Source organism: Halobacillus locisalis (assembly GCF_013694105.1).
Taxonomy (GTDB): Bacteria; Bacillota; Bacilli; order Bacillales; family Halobacillaceae; genus Halobacillus; species Halobacillus locisalis.
On record NZ_JACEFG010000001.1, the window covers coordinates 1,235,738 to 1,253,198 of the forward strand.

At 41.3% G+C, this 17,461-nt stretch carries 17 protein-coding genes; 7 read left to right on the top strand and 10 right to left on the bottom strand.

All coding sequences use genetic code 11. The features are described 5' to 3' along the window. Positions 1 to 91: 91 nt before the first annotated feature. Positions 92 to 643, top strand: a complete 552-nt coding sequence (locus H0266_RS06515; protein WP_181471551.1) for a tryptophan transporter — start codon at positions 92 to 94, stop codon at positions 641 to 643. Between the two features lie 255 nt (positions 644 to 898). Beyond that, entirely contained in the window at positions 899 to 1,306 is a 408-nt protein-coding gene (locus H0266_RS06520) for a YtxH domain-containing protein (protein ID WP_181471552.1), read from the top strand. A 572-nt stretch (positions 1,307 to 1,878) separates the two neighbouring features. Here the strand turns inward: H0266_RS06520 and H0266_RS06525 are convergent. The 3 genes from H0266_RS06525 to H0266_RS06535 form a co-directional block, all read right to left on the bottom strand. Continuing rightward, positions 1,879 to 2,823, bottom strand: a complete 945-nt coding sequence (locus H0266_RS06525; RefSeq protein WP_181471553.1) for a glycine betaine ABC transporter substrate-binding protein — start codon at positions 2,821 to 2,823, stop codon at positions 1,879 to 1,881. 76 nt (positions 2,824 to 2,899) lie between these two features. Further along, complete coding sequence (locus H0266_RS06530) at positions 2,900 to 3,745, bottom strand: ABC transporter permease (RefSeq protein ID WP_181471554.1); 846 nt, start codon at positions 3,743 to 3,745, stop codon at positions 2,900 to 2,902. Beyond that, positions 3,729 to 4,931, bottom strand: a complete 1,203-nt coding sequence (locus H0266_RS06535; RefSeq protein WP_181471555.1) for a betaine/proline/choline family ABC transporter ATP-binding protein — start codon at positions 4,929 to 4,931, stop codon at positions 3,729 to 3,731. The genes H0266_RS06530 and H0266_RS06535 overlap by 17 nt, the downstream gene beginning before the upstream one ends. Before the next feature lie 288 nt (positions 4,932 to 5,219). On the opposite strand from H0266_RS06535, the gene H0266_RS06540 reads away from it, so the two are divergent. Continuing rightward, positions 5,220 to 5,744, top strand: coding sequence for a GbsR/MarR family transcriptional regulator (locus tag H0266_RS06540; RefSeq protein ID WP_181471556.1), 525 nt, complete (start codon positions 5,220 to 5,222; stop codon positions 5,742 to 5,744). 232 nt (positions 5,745 to 5,976) lie between these two features. Next, the gene (locus H0266_RS06545) at positions 5,977 to 6,552 is read left to right on the top strand and encodes an HTH-type transcriptional regulator Hpr (protein WP_181471747.1); all 576 of its coding nucleotides are present in this window, start codon (positions 5,977 to 5,979) and stop codon (positions 6,550 to 6,552) included. 711 nt (positions 6,553 to 7,263) lie between these two features. Here the strand turns inward: H0266_RS06545 and H0266_RS06550 are convergent. After that, positions 7,264 to 7,596 carry a DUF1878 family protein gene (locus H0266_RS06550; RefSeq protein WP_181471557.1) on the bottom strand — a complete coding sequence of 111 codons (333 nt, stop codon included), beginning with the start codon at positions 7,594 to 7,596 and terminating at the stop codon, positions 7,264 to 7,266. A gap of 230 nt (positions 7,597 to 7,826) precedes the next feature. Here H0266_RS06550 and H0266_RS06555 point away from each other — a divergent pair, with 230 nt between their 5' ends. The 3 genes from H0266_RS06555 to H0266_RS06565 all read left to right on the top strand — a co-directional run bounded on the left by H0266_RS06555 (position 7,827) and on the right by H0266_RS06565 (position 9,930). Continuing rightward, a complete protein-coding gene (locus H0266_RS06555; RefSeq protein ID WP_246363665.1) occupies positions 7,827 to 8,375 on the top strand; it encodes a DUF3267 domain-containing protein in 549 nt (182 codons plus the stop codon). A 233-nt stretch (positions 8,376 to 8,608) separates the two neighbouring features. Beyond that, positions 8,609 to 8,791, top strand: coding sequence for a hypothetical protein (locus H0266_RS06560; protein ID WP_035549858.1), 183 nt, complete (start codon positions 8,609 to 8,611; stop codon positions 8,789 to 8,791). Between the two features lie 197 nt (positions 8,792 to 8,988). Then, entirely contained in the window at positions 8,989 to 9,930 is a 942-nt protein-coding gene (locus H0266_RS06565) for a peptidylprolyl isomerase (RefSeq protein WP_181471559.1), read from the top strand. Positions 9,931 to 9,972: 42 nt separating this feature from the next. Here H0266_RS06565 and H0266_RS06570 read toward each other — a convergent pair whose 3' ends face one another. The 6 genes from H0266_RS06570 to H0266_RS06595 all read right to left on the bottom strand — a co-directional run bounded on the left by H0266_RS06570 (position 9,973) and on the right by H0266_RS06595 (position 17,359). Beyond that, the gene (locus tag H0266_RS06570; RefSeq protein ID WP_181471560.1) at positions 9,973 to 10,164 is read right to left on the bottom strand and encodes a sporulation YhaL family protein; all 192 of its coding nucleotides are present in this window, start codon (positions 10,162 to 10,164) and stop codon (positions 9,973 to 9,975) included. A gap of 66 nt (positions 10,165 to 10,230) precedes the next feature. Continuing rightward, positions 10,231 to 11,496, bottom strand: a complete 1,266-nt coding sequence (locus H0266_RS06575; RefSeq protein ID WP_181471561.1) for an MDR family MFS transporter — start codon at positions 11,494 to 11,496, stop codon at positions 10,231 to 10,233. A 22-nt stretch (positions 11,497 to 11,518) separates the two neighbouring features. Then, positions 11,519 to 12,466, bottom strand: a complete 948-nt coding sequence (yhaM, locus tag H0266_RS06580; RefSeq protein WP_181471562.1) for a 3'-5' exoribonuclease YhaM — start codon at positions 12,464 to 12,466, stop codon at positions 11,519 to 11,521. Positions 12,467 to 12,584: 118 nt separating this feature from the next. Continuing rightward, positions 12,585 to 13,148, bottom strand: a complete 564-nt coding sequence (locus H0266_RS06585; protein WP_181471563.1) for a GbsR/MarR family transcriptional regulator — start codon at positions 13,146 to 13,148, stop codon at positions 12,585 to 12,587. An 87-nt stretch (positions 13,149 to 13,235) separates the two neighbouring features. Beyond that, a complete protein-coding gene (locus tag H0266_RS06590; RefSeq protein WP_181471564.1) occupies positions 13,236 to 16,106 on the bottom strand; it encodes an AAA family ATPase in 2,871 nt (956 codons plus the stop codon). Between the two features lie 5 nt (positions 16,107 to 16,111). Then, positions 16,112 to 17,359 carry a metallophosphoesterase family protein gene (locus H0266_RS06595; protein ID WP_181471565.1) on the bottom strand — a complete coding sequence of 416 codons (1,248 nt, stop codon included), beginning with the start codon at positions 17,357 to 17,359 and terminating at the stop codon, positions 16,112 to 16,114. Positions 17,360 to 17,461: the final 102 nt, after the last annotated feature.

A 17,461-nucleotide genomic window follows, 5' to 3' on the forward strand; every position in this document is an offset into this window, starting at 1 on the left:
ATATAATGTTGACATACGTTCGCATACGGTCAAAAGGACACGTATGGAATGTAAATAGATGAGATCAGAATAGTTGAGGAGAGATGTTCAAATGAATAATCGTGTATTAGTTATGCTTTCACTCTTAGCAGGAATTGGAGCTGTCCTTCATACCGTCGTACCCCCTGTATTTTTAGGAATGCGACCGGATATGATGTTGGCGATGATGTTTCTAGGTATTTTATTGTTTCCTAAACCGTCTTACGTTCTGTTACTTTCGTTAGTGACCGGATTTATTTCAGCGCTGACTACTACGGTACCGGGCGGTCAAATTGCCAACGTCATTGAAAAGCCAATCACCGCTTTTGCTTTCTTAGCACTCGTTCTTGTAACGAAGCGATTCGCCGGCTTGAAAATGACGCAACCGATTCTTGCAGGTCTTGGTACAATGATCAGTGGAGCGATCTTTATCAGCATCGCCGTTTATGTTATCGGCATGCTACAAGGAAGCTTTGCGGCTTTATTCCTTGCCGTGGTCCTTCCCGCTACCGCTTTTAACGTATTATTCGTCGGAATCACGTATCCGATTGTAACTAAGATCTTAAAGAGAACTTCTTTAAGCCAAGCGTCTTCAATTGCAACGGCTGCAGAAAAAAGCGCATAATCTCGCTTCAATACAGACAGACAACAAGGCACTACTTCACGGTAGTGCCTTGATTTAACTTAGCATGCTGTAATCCCCTTTTCTTCAGTTGTAATTCAAAAAAAGAAGAAGCGGTTTTAGGAGTACGATGGGTTCATCTAACCATATGTCGTAGAAGACGCACCACCACTTGAAGATTTTTATTGATTTAGGTTTCAATCTTACATAATAAGAGAAAATAACAACTAAGATGTGGATAGGAAAGGAGTTTTTTTAATGCCTAATGGAAAATCACTTACTTTAGGACTGATTGTAGGTAGTGTTGTTGGTGCCGCCTATACATTACTTAACACCCCCTCATCGGGACGCGATTTACGTGAGAATGCTCGATTGAAAAGTGAAAATTTGAAAACCACCGTCCTAAGCTTAAGAGAAGAAGGAACGCAATTGAAAGATCAAATCGCTCAGACTTCAAAAGAAGCAGCAGAATTGATCAAAGAGCTTTCCGAAGATGTGAAGACATCCGTTGAAAGCTGGAAACAAACCGTAGAACCGCACCAGAAAAACATCCAAAAATATTTAGAACAAATCGAAGCCAGTTTGAAAGAGCTGGAAGAGAAAGCAAAGGATGAACAGCAAAACAATGATACCCAGCCAAGTCACGAAGTCGTCAATCATCAATAAGGGTACGCGAAAGGCCTGAAGGAAATCCTTCAGGCCTTTCGTATGTTCTTTTTTCTCCAAACCAAGTTTTTTCAAGATTAGAGCAGTAACCTTGAACACTCGATTCCGAGATGTATAGGGTTCGTCACCTTACTAGGAGTAGGGGGGTGTTTTTGATATGGAGAGGAACGAACCCCTTAGCGTGATGAATGAGGTACCTGATAGAGCAAAGTCATTACCCTGCACAAGCCCTCCCTTCCGCATCACGTCTTTTAATTACCGTCTAGCTTCAATGTTTCCGTTCTCCTCATAAAAGCAAGAAGGGACGGGAAATGGTGAGACTCCTGTGGGATGTATATGATCGGTGAGATCCCGCAAGGCGAAGCCTGAGGAAGCTCAGCACATGCCCACGGAAAGCGAGTCATTTCCCGTCCCTTCGAACACTACTCTAAGCAACGGAAATCATCAAACTACCTACCCGAAAACTGAGTCATCAAGGTACGGGGGATTATCTTGAATATAAAGAAAAGAGAGCCGGGAGGTTGGACCTCCCGGCTCTCTTCATTCCTATTTACGATCGAGCTTGAGTAAAATTACTCAGCAGCTTTAAGATCTTCGATAGAGTCTACTTCCATATAAGATGGAACAACTAGACCTACTTTCGCACCTTCAAGGTTAGCACCAAGGTCCACTAGGTTGTCCTGGTGTTGCTCGTAAAGATCACCGTGAGTTGCTGGCAACCATGCAGCTACCATACCAGTTACTTCACCCTCAGAAACAGATTCCCACATAGGACCGTTGTCTAGAGGTGTAATCGTAACATCAAACCCTTTTTGCTTCATCACTTCAGCTACAACGTTTGTTGAAGCAATTTCAGAATCCCAGTTAACATACACAAGTTCTACTTCTGTACCGTCAACGTCTTCAACACCGTTTGTCCATTCGCCGACTTTGTCTTGGTTTTCTTCAATCCAAGTTTTTGCCGCTTCTGCTGGCTCTGCACCATCCGTAATGTTTAACATAACCTCTTCCATGTCAGCTGCAGTCCATTCGAACTGGTCAAGTAGTGTATAAGCATTTGGCTTGTCTTCTTCAAGACCTGTGCGTACCATCGTCTTGATTTGCTCAGCGCCACCGAATACTTCTTTCGGATCTTCTAAATATTTAAGGTCATACTTTGCAAATTTCCAGTGTGGAGTCCAACCTGTAACAATGATAGGCTCTTCGTTTTCGTAAGCTTCACCTAAAGCCGTAGCCATGGCACCTGATGAAGAAGTAGAAACTTCCCAACCAGCCAAGTTTTCGTAATCTTCAGTAGCTGTTTGAGCTGCAGCTACAACACCAGCACCAGCTTCGATACCAGTAATTTCATAATCCATTTCCTCACCATAACTCATTTGTTCTGTGGATTCTCCACCTTCAGATGAATCTCCTGATGTATCCTCTGATCCTTCATCTGAAGAACCACAACCTGCTGCAACTAATGTTAATGAAAGTCCAGCTGCCATACTAAGACGTTTCCAGTCAAACTTAAACATGTAAATCTCTCCCCTTTTAAATATTTTTTTATAGTAGAGGGCTGCAGAACAGCCCTGTAACTAACAATAAACGTTACTATTCACCGCGTTGAGTATTTAAATTCTGGGTGAAGCGGTCAATGATGATCGCTAGAATAACAATCCCGAGACCGGCAACGAAACCTGTACCTACTTCAGCACGTTGCAAGCCGGTAATTACGGTTTGTCCAAGCCCTTTCGCACCGATCATCGATGCGATAACAACCATGGATAAAGCGAGCATGACAGTTTGGTTAATACCTGCCATAATGGTCGTCTTCGCCATAGGCAATTGTACTTTGAAAAGTTTCTGTGTCCCTGTTGTACCGAATGAATCAGAAGCTTCAATCAGCTCGTGAGACACTTGACGTATACCTAAGTTTGTAAAACGAACTGTTGGTGGTGTCGCAAAGATAACAGATGCGAACACACCCGGCACCATACCGATACTGAAAAATGCTACGGCCGGAATCAAATAGACAAAGGCCGGCATCGTCTGCATAAAGTCAAGAATCGGAGTCAGGATTTTTTCTACCACTTTACTCTTCGCCATCCAAATCCCAAATGGTACACCAATGATGACACATATGAGACTGGCAAATATGACAAGGGTGAACGTATTCATCAGTTCTTCCCAAAGCTCTTGGTTCGCAATGAACCAAAGTCCAACAACCGAAAAGGCCATAAGACCGAAACGTTTTCCTGATACGAAGAACGCAATCAGGCCAACAATAACGATGAACAACCAAACAGGAATGTTCATTAACCAATCTTCTGCAAACATTTCGATGAAGTCACCGAAATCATTTTTTATAAAATCAAATAAAAACTCAAATGTATCTGTAATCCACTCTGTAGCGCTTGATATCCACTCAGCTACTGGAATTTTAGGCATCAGACCCATTTAGGTTCACCTCACTTCCCGCTAGTGCAGCAATAACTGCTCCACGAACGATGATTCCTTGTAACTTTCCATCTTCAACGACTGCTACTGGTACTGTAGAGTCATGAATGACATCAAAGATTTCGTGCATAGATGTATCTTTGTCCACTTTCGGAATGTCGGTACGCAAGATTTCTTTCACGTCTTTCACTTCTTGTTTCGCAGCTTCTGATACATCATCAGCGGTCACATAACCATGCAGATTTCGTTTTGCATCGGTGACATAAATTGTAGAAAGACCTTCCTTACGCATTCTCTCAAGTGCCGTACGAGGCCCATGCTTATCAACGTCTACCGTTTCAGGACGCTTCATGATGTGTTCTGCAGTCAACACCTTAGAACGGTCGACATCTTCAACGAATTTCTCAACGTAGTCATTCGCAGGATTCACTAGAATCTCTTCCGGTGATCCGATTTGTACAATACGTCCATCTTTCATTAATGCAATACGATCTCCGATGCGCAACGCTTCATCCAAGTCGTGTGTAATGAAAATAATCGTTTTCTTCATTGACTCTTGAAGCTCTAAAAGCTCATCCTGCATTTCCTTACGGATTAATGGGTCTAAAGCTGAGAACGCTTCGTCCATCAAAAGAACTTCTGGATCGTTTGCTAAAGCACGCGCTAGTCCTACACGCTGCTGCATACCACCAGAAAGTTGACCCGGGAATTGATTAATATATCCTCCAAGTCCTACAAGCTCTAATGAATCCTTCGCTTTTTGAGCACGCTCTTCTTTATCTACGCCTTGCACTTCCAGACCGAATTCAGCATTCTCAAGGACTGTACGATGTGGGAACAAAGCGAAACGTTGGAACACCATGCTCAGTTTTTCACGACGTACGTCGCGCAAATTTTTCTTATCCATCTTCGCTAAGTCTTTCCCATCGATATAGACACTACCTTCAGTAGGTTCAATCAATCGGTTGATTAAACGGACTAACGTGGATTTACCACTACCGGATAATCCCATGATGACGAAAATCTCTCCCTCTTCGACATCAAATGAAGCACGGTTAACCCCAACCGTATTTCCAGTTTTCTCTAAGATTTCATCTTTTGATAAGCCTTGGTCTAAATATTGAGTCGCTTTTTTTGCTTGCTTCCCAAAAATCTTAGACAAGTCTTTTACTTGAATGATCGGCACGTCTCTCACCTCTTAAGTTAGTTATTTTTAATGGTACGTCTTTGTTTCAATTATTACCGTACTCAATCAATCGCCTTACATAGTGTAATCTATTTGCAACAAAAAGTTCAAACGATAAATACTTAAAAATAAGAACAAAAATTACGTACAGTTCAAACTGTATAAAGTAAAACTCATGAAATGCTCTCTTTTTCGCCAAATTACGACATAATTCTCCTTCCTTCTTTATTTTCAATAATATACAAAATATAGTAAGGTTGTCATAGCAACCATCAGAAGGAGGATCTTATGGTATTAAAAGACCACCAAACATTTGAGGAAACCCATACAAAAGTCATCCACGAGTTTTCCAAAACATTAGAAATGTTTGGGTTGACCCCTGCCGATGCAAGACTATTCGTCACCCTCTACATTAATAAATCACCGATGACATTAGATGAGATGAGTGAAGCTTTAGGAAAAAGCAAAACGTCTATGAGTACTGGAATCCGTGCTCTAGCCGATCAAGGACTCGTAGAACGTGTATGGAAGAAAGGGTTCAGAAAAGATCTATACCGGGCAAATGAAAACTTGTATAAAACCTTCATGTCTTCCTATATACAGAAATGGCAAATGGCTGCTGATGATCAAGAGAGGTCATTAGAAACGATTGAACATGATTTGAGAAGTCAATTCCAATCCATTACGAAAGAAAAGAAAATGAAAGAAGCCGACCATTTGTACAAACGAATAGAAGATATGAGAAACTTCCATCAAATGATTGCGCAAGCTTTTAATGAGTTAGACCCGGATAAAGACCCTTCAATAAAGTAAACACCTTTCTATACAGGCCTTTAGGTCTGTATAGTTTTTTATAAAGAGTAATTCATAGAAGAAAAATTAACGAAAATTAGTATTCTAGCACATTATTTCTTGAAAATTTTTAGATATGGCTTAATATAGAAGTTGGAGTCATGTAATTATAGTCAATGACCATCATTCCTTATTTCAAGGTCTATCATGCTAGAGCATGGAAGTGTAAAAATACCTAAAGAAGGTGAGTTGTATGATGGATAATATTTCAAAGAGAGAAGCTATTTTCTATAGCCATAAAATGGCGCAACTGTCTAAAGCCTTGTGGAAAGCCATCGAAAAAGATTGGCAAGAGTGGATCAAACCCTTTAAATTGAACATCAATGAGCACCACATTTTGTGGATTGCCTACCACCTTGAAGGTGCGAGTGTATCCGAGATCTCAAAATATGGTGTCATGCACGTATCTACCGCCTTCAATTTCTCTAAAAAGCTAGAAGAACGAGGCCTATTGCAATTCTCTAAGAGGGAAAATGATAAACGCAATACGTACGTGGAGCTTACAGATGAAGGTGCTGAACTGCTTGAAGCTACATTGAACGAGTACAATCCAGAGGATAATTCTGTACTAAGAGGGGTTATGCCATTAACGGAAATGTACGGGAAGTTGCCGGAGTTCTTAGACCTATCTGCTTTGATTAAAGAAATCTACGGATCAGAGTATATGGAAATTCTCGAACGCTCTCTTGAGAGTATTGAAGCGGACGAAGGAATTTCAAAGGAGCCGACCGATCTCGAAACGTACAAAAAGCAATCTAAATCTTCATAAGACTATCGAAGAATAATTCCTACTAGAAAAGCAGCCGTTCAGATATGAAATCTGAACGGCTGCTTTTTTTGATTATACATTCTTCTTTCCCTCTACTTAAGAACTAGATATTCTTCCATAATCGGGCAGTAACCTTGAACACTTGATTTCGAGATGTTGCTAAGTTCGTCACCTTATGAGGAGTAGGGGGTGGTTTTGAAACAACTCGCTTTCCTGCGGGGGAACCGGCAAGCCTCCTCGGTCGTTGCACTCCCTGTGGGGTCTCGCCTAGGTCCTTCTCCCGCGGGAGTCTCGCTGTTTCAAAACCACCCCTATCAAAATGTAGTGGAACGAACCTCCTACATGAACAGTGCGTTGGCTAGCAAAATACCCGCACAGCCGCTTTTTTTGAGGTGAACCAGCTCATCTGATGTTTCCGTTCCCCTCATAAAAGCAAGAAGGTCCGGGAAATGGCGAGACTCCTGTGGGATGTACATGACCGGTGAGATCCCGCAAGGCGAAGCCTGAGGAAGCTCAGCACATGCCCACGGAAAGCGAGTCATTTCCCGGACCTTCGAAAACTTCATGAGGTAACGGAAATCACCAAAACATCTCGAAACGGGCTCTTCAAGATAAGGGGGAGTTAGTGGAACTTGAATCGATCAACTAAAACAATAACTCTCCATAAACAACAAAACCCCTCTGCCTATATCCGAAGGATAAGCAGATGGGTTAGTTATGTACATACTTCCTTAAGGTTTTCATTAAATCAGGGTACATTCCTTCGTGATAAATCGCTTCGATAGATTCTTCAATAGAGAGCTTGTAACAAAGCATTCCAGCGTAATGCAACAGCAAGGGTTCATGATGAACAAACCCCTCTTCCTGTTCCTCTATGTACGTCTCATGAAGGCTCTCTAATAACTTCATCGTTTCCACATACTCATGTTCGGTCAGATTCTTTTCGATCACCATTTTTGTAAAAGGATACCTTTGAAGTTCTTCTATATTCAATAGTAATTGCATCTGAAAATGGAACGTCTCACAACAATTTTCCGTTTTCACAATATTCCCTCCAATGTAACAACACTTACCAATGATAATTCTCTTGTCAGCCCCTTAATGACAGTTTACAAGACAAATTATTTTTTTACGAAAAACCTATTGCTTTTTCTTGTGAAACATACTATGATTCCTCATGTACTACGCACAACATATTCTATTTGATTACTCATATCATATCGATATTTCTAATAAAATCACAGTATTTTTTGCAGTAAAGGAGGATTCTTATGATGAATTGCTGGAAATCAGTGAACATTAACAAAGAATTCGGTCTCAACCGCGTTTATTTGATGTCGTTTCTCACTGGACTATTGTCTTTCCTACTATTGTATTTACCTTTATCTATGTATCACGGTACGCACGATGTGAAGGATCATGGCTTTTTGCCTTTATTGATCATTCTCTTCTTCTTGCCATCGATGCATCGCCTTATGCATATATTACCTTTAGTTCTGTTTTATAAACGATTTAAAGTTAAATTCAAATTCAAAAAACGCTTTATTCCGACGTTTTCTTATCAATGCATGTCAAAGCTATCTAAACGGACATCCATGATCATGGCACTGGCTCCAACGCTATTCATTACGGTTCCTGCTTTAGTGACAAGCATGGTATTTCCGAATTATTTCGCTTACTTGGTGATTTTCGCTGCCGTAAACATCGGTTTATCTTTCTCAGACTTCTTGTACGTTCATTATTTTGCAAAAGCACCAAGAGAATGCATTATTGAAAATGCCAAAGAAGGTTTTGATATTCTTATTCGTCAACACGAACTATAACGAGCAGCGGACCCATCAGGGTTGCGCTGTTTTTTTATGCTAGTAGTCACTTCTCATTATTCTTCCGTTCAAATCGGCATACTTTAGTGTCCAGATGAATAACCTTAGACCAACATAAGTCTCTCTACCGGGAAGGCTCTAGTGGAAGATGCATGCATTCTTTGTTTATCACTGTTCATTGACTGGAAATTTTGGTAGAGTAGTTTCATAGGGAATAAAGGAGGTTCTTCACTATGGCATTTGGATTTATCTTGTACGCACTCGTTATACTATTCGTGTTCAATTCACTCACTCATTCCTTATGCTTGAAAACGAAGATGTCGAATGAAAAGCAAACACGAGTATTTCGAACGATCAACGTCTTGATTACGATCTTACTCATATCTTCATATGTAGAAGTCCTAAATACGTTATAAACCAACAGGCCGAGTACGCCGTACTCTTTATGGCCTGTTTTTTAATGCCCTCTTATTTTACATTCATGAGATTTCTGTTTTTTTAAACATGTTCTAGAATACGTGAGGCAAAATATGTTATATTAACTCATGGGCTGTTTTATGATGATCCCTCTACGTCAAGAAAAATCATACTATTGTTGAGGAGTGTAAGAAATATGAAGAGATTAGCAATGACAGCTGCCTTAGCAGCAAGCGTTTTTACTCTATCTGCTTGTACATCAAACGCTGATGATACAGAATCAGAAGCGATTGTCGAGACAAACGGTGGCGAAGGTGAAGTAACCAAAGAAGAATTTTACCAGGAACTTAAGAAAGCGAATGGGGAACAAGTTCTACAACAGCTCGTCATGAAAGAAGTTCTTGCTAATAATTACGATGTATCCGAGGAAGATGTAAATAAAGAACTTGAATCGATGAAAGAGCAATACGGTGATGATTTCGATATGGTTCTTCAACAGTACGGCATGTCTAGCGAGGAAGAATTCAAAGAAACGATTCGCTTCAGCCTTTTACAGGAACAAGCCGCATCTGAAGATATCGAAATTACTGAAGAAGAGATGCAGAAATACTATGACCGCATGAAGACCGAAGTACAAGCAAGTCACATTCTTGTAAAAGACGAGGAAACGGCTAAAGAGGTAAAACAGAAGCTTGAAGACGGCCAGTCATTCGATACATTGGCTAGCGAGTACTCTCAAGATGGTTCTGCTCAACAAGGCGGAAAACTGGGTTACTTCAGCGTTGGTAAAATGACGCCTAAGTTCGAAGATGCTGCTTACGCACTTGAAGTTGGCGAAGTAAGTGATCCTGTTCAAACACAGTTCGGTTACCACATTATTAAAGTAACGGACAAGCGTGATGTTGAAGATGTAGAATCATTTGAAGAGGCAAAAGCCGATATCAAACGTACGATTACAAGCCAGAAAATTGACCAGGCTGCCTTACAGGAAAAAATGAATCAAATGATGCAAGAAGCTGAAATCGACGTGAAGTTGGACGAATATAAAGACTTATTCGCTCAGCCAGAACAAACGGAAGAAGCACCAGCAGAGGGAGAGTCTACGGAATCAAGCGACTCTGAAAGCTCTGAAGAATAAAATAAGTCAGAACAAAGCCAGGTGATACCAATCACCTGGCTTTTATTCTGAGGTCATTCTTTTTTCACGCCTCTCCTTTTCTTTCTCCATACGGTTTAAATAGATCTGCCCCTCTTTTTCTATGAAGTGCTGTTCCACCTGATGTTCAGCACGCATTGCCCGAATGGCCATATATCCACTAACAAAGATAAATACGATACAAAAGAAAACCCAGATTGGAATGCCGAATAACATGATTGGTTCCTCCCTCTTCCTTTTGTCTCTATCTTATGAAGAGAGAAAAGAAAATATGAACAAGCCTTACTCTTCAATCACTTGTTTCGCTTCCATTTTCGTAAACATCCACCCATAGACGAACGCACTGCTGACAGCCAGAACCCCTAAAATAGCAAAAGTCACTGTATAACTCGTATAATTCGAAATGATTAAGCTGATCGGCGCAAGAAGTCTACCAAGCGTAAACCGGAGGGAAGCTGTCGAGAAATATTGTCCTCTCATATCCTCTGGTGCGATTTTAGATATAAAACTCTCTTGTATTCCAACGACCATAAGTTCTGCAAAGGTAAAAAGAGCCATAGCCAGAATGAATACCCATATACTGTCCGTCAGTCCGTATAATGTGATACCTATGGCATAGAGCAGGCTGGAAAATATAAATACCCTTTTCTCTTTAAAGCGGTTCATCCATTTCGTAACAGCAACTGTGAACAACGCAACAAGCAATCCATTCTCGGCCAGTACCAAGCCGAACGCCCTTTCACCGTTCAACGTAAGCGACCAGTCGCCGATGGTCAGAAGGTTCTGGTTTTGTACAACTTCACTTGTGTACACAGCAATCAATAAATCTAGCTGCATGAATGTTTGGGCTACTAATATTCCTGCAATGATAAAGAGCAAGAATGTCTTATCCCTCGCTATGACGCGATAATCCTTCAACTCATCCCAAATAACTGTAATCGGCCCTTTCCCCTTCTCTTTGACGCGCTCTTTAATCGTTGTCGTTTCATCTAGAAAATGAGCGAGTAACCAGGCGAGAAGTGCAGTAAGAACCACTCCTGAGATAAGCATTTCAAAACGATAGGTATAGAACAAGACGCTTCCTAATATCGGACCGATGACAACCGCGATGTTAATGGACGTATAAAACACAGCAAACACATCTGCCCTGTGTTTTTCTGGAACAACGTCTGCAACCATGGCATGGGACGCAGGCCAGTAGAGTGCTCCAAACACCCCTAATAAACTGAAAGCGATAAAGGTCATCACTGGAGAGTCGATCCAAGGAGAATTGGCAAGAGCAAATAAAACGAACGAAGCGCACTCGCCTAATGCTGCATAGACCATCATCTTCTTTCGCCCGAACCGATCGGCACAATAGCCCCCGATTAAACTTGCCATAACAGAAAAAGCCTGTGACAATACGAGCAGTAACCCAGCATAATCTTTGCCAAATGACCGCTCAAAAAATATAGTCATAAACGGGAAGAACGACCAAAATAATATATTCATCGTGCCTTCTCCGAATAAACGGATCTTCAAATTACGATCCCAATCTCTCCATTTCATAAAGCGCTTCCTCTATTTCTCTTTATTTTTCATCAAACGTAGGTTTATAGAATGACCGTTGTTCAAGTGGAAACAGTTTCTCTGTGAACTGGCCAGGCTGAACCCTCTCTAGTGCCCTGTTCATCATGTTCAAACGCGCATCCATCATATCGATTTGATGTAAGAGTTCCGCTTCACGGATAAGAGGTCTCTTCGAACTCCCCCACTCCGGTTTACCATGGTGACTGAGCACCATGTGCTGTAATACCGTAACTTCTTCAGCATCAATCTGAAGGTCATCTGCCACCTTTCTAATTTCCTCGACCATCAAAGGTATATGACCAAGTAACTTCCCTTCTAACGTATAGGAAGGAGAGGATGCATTCGACAATTCACGGACCTTCCCTATATCATGAACAATAATTCCGGCATAGAGGAGATCTCTATTCACTTCGGGATATAGCGATGTCATTTCACGCGCAATATTCAACATCGAGACAACATGATGAGCAAGTCCCGACACATATTCATGGTGGTTTCTCACAGCGGCAGGATAGGTTAACAATTCTTCTTGGTGTTGTTTGATCAACTGTCTTGTTATACGTTGTAAATTTGGATTTTCCATCTCAAAAATCGCTTCTGTAATCCGCTCCATTAACGTCTCTTTCTCCACCGGAGCTTTCTCTACGAAGTCCGAAGCATTCACCCCGTCAGTCTGCTGGACAGGTCGTAAGGTATGTATCTTAAGCTGTGGACGATTTCGGAACTGGACAATGTCACCAGTCACTTTGATCAACTCCCCTTGCTGAAACACGTCGACATCTTCCGGGGTTGCTTCCCAAAGCTTAGCATCGATTTCGCCAGTAGCATCTTTTAAAAGAAAAGATAAAAAAGGTTTACCATTACTTGCTACCCCTTTCGATGCAGTCTTGATGAATAAGAAAGAATCGAAGGTGTCTCCGATTTGATAATGGAATATTCCTCTTTTCATAATGCCCTCCATTCTGAACGATTCACTTTGTTCTCATAACAAAAGCTATTCCATCGTTCCTTTACGTCTATCATACAACACGTAAAGGATTCAGGAATAGCTTTGTATCAAACAGCACTTATTCTTTTGACTTTTTTTGGTCGATTTTAGGTACGTATTCGAAGATCTTACCCGATTCTACAACATGAATAAACTGCATCAACCATCGATAATAATTTTGAGCATACTCAAGCCGGGATATATCTTGATCAATCTTCTCACGTAACGCTTCATCTTCTGCTTCGTCTTTTAATTTAAGTAGTTCTTGGATAGTCTCATCCGCTTCCTCTATGTTCGTTTCTGTATGATGTCTCCAACGACTGCCAAATAAGGAAGTGAAAGACTTGTACCAATCCTCTTCTGATTTATATAAATCTTTGCGAACGCCTTTTTTAAATGAAGGTTCTACCATTTTCATATCTGACAAGGCACGAACACCTGTCGACATGCTCGTCTTACTCATTTCCAGTGCTGACCTCATATCATCCAATGTCATTGGTTGCTCCGAAAAATATAAGACACCATATAGTCGGCCAATCGAAGGCGTAACCCCATATAAACTCATATTTTTCGCAATCACTTGAATAAATTGTTCGATCGTTTCTTCGTATTTTGTCCATTCTTTACTGTTTGTCTCTGGCAATGGAAACCCTCCAATTGCTATTTCCTCGTGTAATCTTAAACATTTTATCATTAATATCTATAATTTGCGACCTTCTCTTACACTTTATTATAGATATTGTACAGAAGATTGCTTAAAGTAGCGATCAAGATCGTCTCTCCAAGTCATGAGCAATACTTGATGATGAACGGCAACCTCCTCTAAAATCCTGAACATCTCCCCTAACCGCTCTTCATCAAAGTGAACGAATGCGTCATCAATTACAAAAGGAAGAGGGGTAGATTCTGCCATCGTTTTTCCTAAGGCAAGCCGTAAAGAAACGTATAGTTGATCTTTGGTTCCACGTGATAATTCCTCCACATCGAACCATTGAAGATCCTTATGCTCGACAACGACCCGTTCCTCTTCTTTACTAAGATGAATACCTTTGTAATTGCCACCCGTCAACCGATTGAAATAAATCGCTGCTGAGTCAATGACTTGTGGCAAATACGTATTCTTATATTTTGTTTTCGTCTGATTGAGAAGGTGTAAAGCGACCTGATAAGTCGCCCACTCCTTAGCCTGTTCTCGAAGTGTGTTACGCTCACTTTCCAACTCATGAAGAGCTGATGAATACTCTTCTGAAGATTCAAGATTCGAGATGTCGCTTTTCGTGTCCGCCAACTGTTGCTGAGCACTCCTCAACTGCTCTTCCAAACGTTTTCGCCTTTCGTTTGATTCTTGCAGCCTGATTCGCACTTCTGTTTCATGTGGGGGATCCTCCCACACGCGGAATAGACCCTGCTCTTCTTCTGACAGCATTCCCTTCACTTGGTGAGTTAGACGATCAATATTTTTATCGCGTTCCAATTGAGCTTCATACGCTTTCAACTGTCGATAGAATGCCTCTTCATCACTCACCTGTGCTTGCGAGAAGAGATAATCTCTCTTCTTTTCAAGGGCATCTAAACGGACTGAAACATCATTGAGGTGCGATTTAGCCTCCTTCAGTTGTTGATCAATCGTATCCCAGTCTTTTCTTAGCTGCTGTTGTTTATCGAACCAATTCCTTACATAATCAAAGGCAAACGGCATTTGTTGTTCATCCCATTCCCATTTGTTATCACGATAAAACTTTTCCATCAAAGGTTTTATTTGATTGATCATCGCACTCTTTTCCATAATGTACTTCTCGATTTGTTCATATTCCATTTGCTTCGATTGAACGCGTGTAAAGAGATGGAAGAGTTTATCCCAATGGTCAATAGATACCTTGGTTAGAAACGGGTACAATCGTTCTTGCTCTTGAATCGCCATTTCAAACGTGCTCCCTTTTTGGATGAGGGACCGCTTCTTTTCATCTAACAGAATTTCTTCATGATTGGCTGCTTTCCACTGTTTAACAAGATTAGACCGTTCATATTTCTGCTGCTCATAATTGTGGAGTTTCTTCTTCCATTCTTCAATACTCAGGGGTTGATTCTGCTGCGGGAGTGGTTTCTCAGACGACTGTGCATGTGACCTTACCGCCCCTACAATCGGAAGCAAAGCTAACACACTTGCAAGTATTCCGTAGAACATTTCATTGGTTAACACCGTGATCAGCCAACCGATCATGATAAAGAGACCAGCTAGCAAACTGTACGTGATCCTTCGGTGGTTCCACACGATTGCCGAATGTCCAGCGGGCATGTTTTCTTTATGAAGGGTCTCTTCTATTTGACGTTGTATTTGATAGGCTTCATTCTCGTCCATCATATCTGTTTCAAGTGAATGGATTTGATCTGATAAGCTTTCCTTTTCTCCCCTCAGGCGAGATTCCTGATCGGTCAGTTGTTCTTCTTCCGTATTCAGAATTCTGGATTCTTCTTGTAACGACCTCCACGTATCTTCTAAATGAAAAGGAAACGTAAACTCGGTTAATTCTTCGGCATTCAACCCAATATCTAAATGGGATAATTCTTCAAGAACCTGACTTCTCAGTTGTTCAGCTCTCTGATGCAAGTTATCCATTTCATGAACTGCACGGCCGTACTCCTGCTCTTGCTTCAGCAGTTTACCAGCACGCGAGAATAGCTGTTCTTCGGCTATTTTGTTCACTAAAGATTCTCGTTTCAGTTTTATTGTTTCAATTTGGGAAGATACAAGGTGCGCTTCACTTTCAAGAGGAAGGATCGCTTCTTTTAATTGCTGATCACGCATACGACCTTCTTCAGGAAAAACGACACGTGTGGATTCCATATCTTTATATTGATGATACTCCGTAAGTATAGGCAACGCCTTTTGCAATTGCTCATAGCTATATTGTTCCCTATATAAGGAATAAATTTCACTTTCTGCTCTTGCGATTTGCGCTTCTTTTTCTTTTTTCAACTCCGATAAAGACTCGTAATGGATTACCTCAGCTTGTTTAGTTATCCGCTCTTGATTCAATTCATCTACTCGATGTAACTGCTGGTTGATGATTGGTTTCCTGCCTTTGGGCCTGAAACGATCGTTCACATTTTTCATCAACCATTTTTCCGTTTGGTAAATATGGTCAGACCCGGTAAGCCCTATATTCAGCAATACTTCTCCTAATTCATGACCGTCGATTTGACGGAGCTTTAATAAGTCTGCTGCTGTAAAGCTGAAAATCGATTCAAATACAGTTCGGTTCATACCTGATAAATGATTGTTAAGCCAGTCCTCCCCGTATTCTTCGCCATTCGATAAACGACACACAACCTCTCCGCCCCTAAGATCATCAACGCGCTCCAATGTTACTCGACCGAATCCCTCTAATTGAACGACAAGCAGCCCTCCTAAAGCTCCACCCGTTTTCGGTCTGTAAAACTCCCTCTGCTTTGGGGATAATCCAAATAAGACATACAAAATAAAGAGGTGGACGGTCGATTTCCCCGCCTCATTTTTACCAGATATAATCGTTAGTGGCTTGTCATCGAAAGCAAACGTTTGGTCTTTCCATTTTCCGAACCCATAAATTTTCGCTTCCATGATTCTCATGTCGATGATTCCTCTTTTGCTATCAGTTTTTCAATCGCTATCGTCTTAGCTTGCTTCAGAATGTCACGTTTTTCATCCTCAGATAGCTCTTCTACATACCTAGTCACTTTGCGGTTTTCCATTAATGGAGATAACCATTCTTGAAGCTGATCGTCCGTAATTTGTTCCGCTTCATGTAATAAAGCACCGGTAAAATGTTGGCCTTGTTTCAATTCGTCTTCATCCCATGAAGGGCGGTCTGAAATGTGTACCGTATCAATCCATACCCAATGATCCGAGAAACTCTCCGATTCATTCACGACCCCGATCCATTCCTCCAGTACCCCTGACATTCTCCACCTGTTCAACAAACCAGATGTAGAGTGCAACTCCAGATCCAGCATGACAGGACAGTCTGTCTTCAGCGATTGTTTGGCTTCCTCAAACTTTCCTTCGAGCTCATCAGGCGATTCGAGATGAGTACAATCTACAGTAGTACGTTCATACACAAAGGCATGCAGAGGGAGGAAGGTCTGCTTTGAATGACTCTGATTCAAATCTACAACGTAACAACCTTTTGCTCCACTTTCTTTCCTGGAACGCCCCTGAATGTTTCCGGGGTAAATGACAGGTGGATCTTGCGATAAGGTTTGTTTTTTATGAATATGGCCAAGCGCCCAATAATCCATTTGCTTTTTATACATCTCTTCTACTAAGAATGGGGCGTAGACATCGTGGTCCGTGTTGCTTTCTAAGCTTCCATGCAGCATCGCGATGTGTAGAGGTGCTCCGCTCATTTTTTCATATTGCTCTACCTTCCGCTCCGTCACACGTTTGTCTTCGTAACTAAATCCATAAATTCGAGCAGCCGCTTCTCCATTCTTGTAAAACACAAAGCTTTCTATGTCTCCGGATTTGAAAATATGTACGTTCGGAGGAAACTCAATCGGATACTTCGCTCCATTTATGTAGTCATGATTTCCATAAGATAAGAAAACGTCAATCCCTTCTTCCTCAAGCTTGGCAAAGCCATGACGCAAATGTACTTGGGCCTGTAAGCTTCGTAGTTCTTCATCATATAAGTCCCCGACAATCAATACGAAATCCACTGACCAGTTTATGGCTTCCTCAATAAGACGGTCAAACGCTTCAAATGTGCTCGAGCGTAGTTGATCGAGCAATTCTGAAGGAAGGTTTTTCTTTGTCTTGAATAGACTATCCAAGTGCAGATCTGCACTATGTATAAAGCGTATGCTCTCCTGCATGTTCTACCCCTCCGACGCTTTCATTTTGTCTTCATTTTAACAAAAACAGCGTACGAATGCACGTTCGGTCAAATCCGTTTTTCTCGCCCCACTTCACACTTG

Coding starts and splice junctions, on each gene's coding strand:
- H0266_RS06545 (WP_181471747.1), top strand. CDS start 5,977: ATGATGGATAATATTTCAAAGAGAGAAGCTATTTTCTATAGCCATAAA.
- yhaM (WP_181471562.1), bottom strand. CDS start 12,466: ATGAAAAGAGGAATATTCCATTATCAAATCGGAGACACCTTCGATTCT.
- H0266_RS06575 (WP_181471561.1), bottom strand. CDS start 11,496: ATGAAATGGAGAGATTGGGATCGTAATTTGAAGATCCGTTTATTCGGA.
- H0266_RS06540 (WP_181471556.1), top strand. CDS start 5,220: ATGGTATTAAAAGACCACCAAACATTTGAGGAAACCCATACAAAAGTC.
- H0266_RS06570 (WP_181471560.1), bottom strand. CDS start 10,164: ATGTTATTCGGCATTCCAATCTGGGTTTTCTTTTGTATCGTATTTATC.
- H0266_RS06590 (WP_181471564.1), bottom strand. CDS start 16,106: ATGGAAGCGAAAATTTATGGGTTCGGAAAATGGAAAGACCAAACGTTT.
- H0266_RS06530 (WP_181471554.1), bottom strand. CDS start 3,745: ATGGGTCTGATGCCTAAAATTCCAGTAGCTGAGTGGATATCAAGCGCT.
- H0266_RS06560 (WP_035549858.1), top strand. CDS start 8,609: ATGGCATTTGGATTTATCTTGTACGCACTCGTTATACTATTCGTGTTC.
- H0266_RS06555 (WP_246363665.1), top strand. CDS start 7,827: ATGAATTGCTGGAAATCAGTGAACATTAACAAAGAATTCGGTCTCAAC.
- H0266_RS06515 (WP_181471551.1), top strand. CDS start 92: ATGAATAATCGTGTATTAGTTATGCTTTCACTCTTAGCAGGAATTGGA.
- H0266_RS06520 (WP_181471552.1), top strand. CDS start 899: ATGCCTAATGGAAAATCACTTACTTTAGGACTGATTGTAGGTAGTGTT.
- H0266_RS06565 (WP_181471559.1), top strand. CDS start 8,989: ATGAAGAGATTAGCAATGACAGCTGCCTTAGCAGCAAGCGTTTTTACT.
- H0266_RS06595 (WP_181471565.1), bottom strand. CDS start 17,359: ATGCAGGAGAGCATACGCTTTATACATAGTGCAGATCTGCACTTGGAT.
- H0266_RS06525 (WP_181471553.1), bottom strand. CDS start 2,823: ATGTTTAAGTTTGACTGGAAACGTCTTAGTATGGCAGCTGGACTTTCA.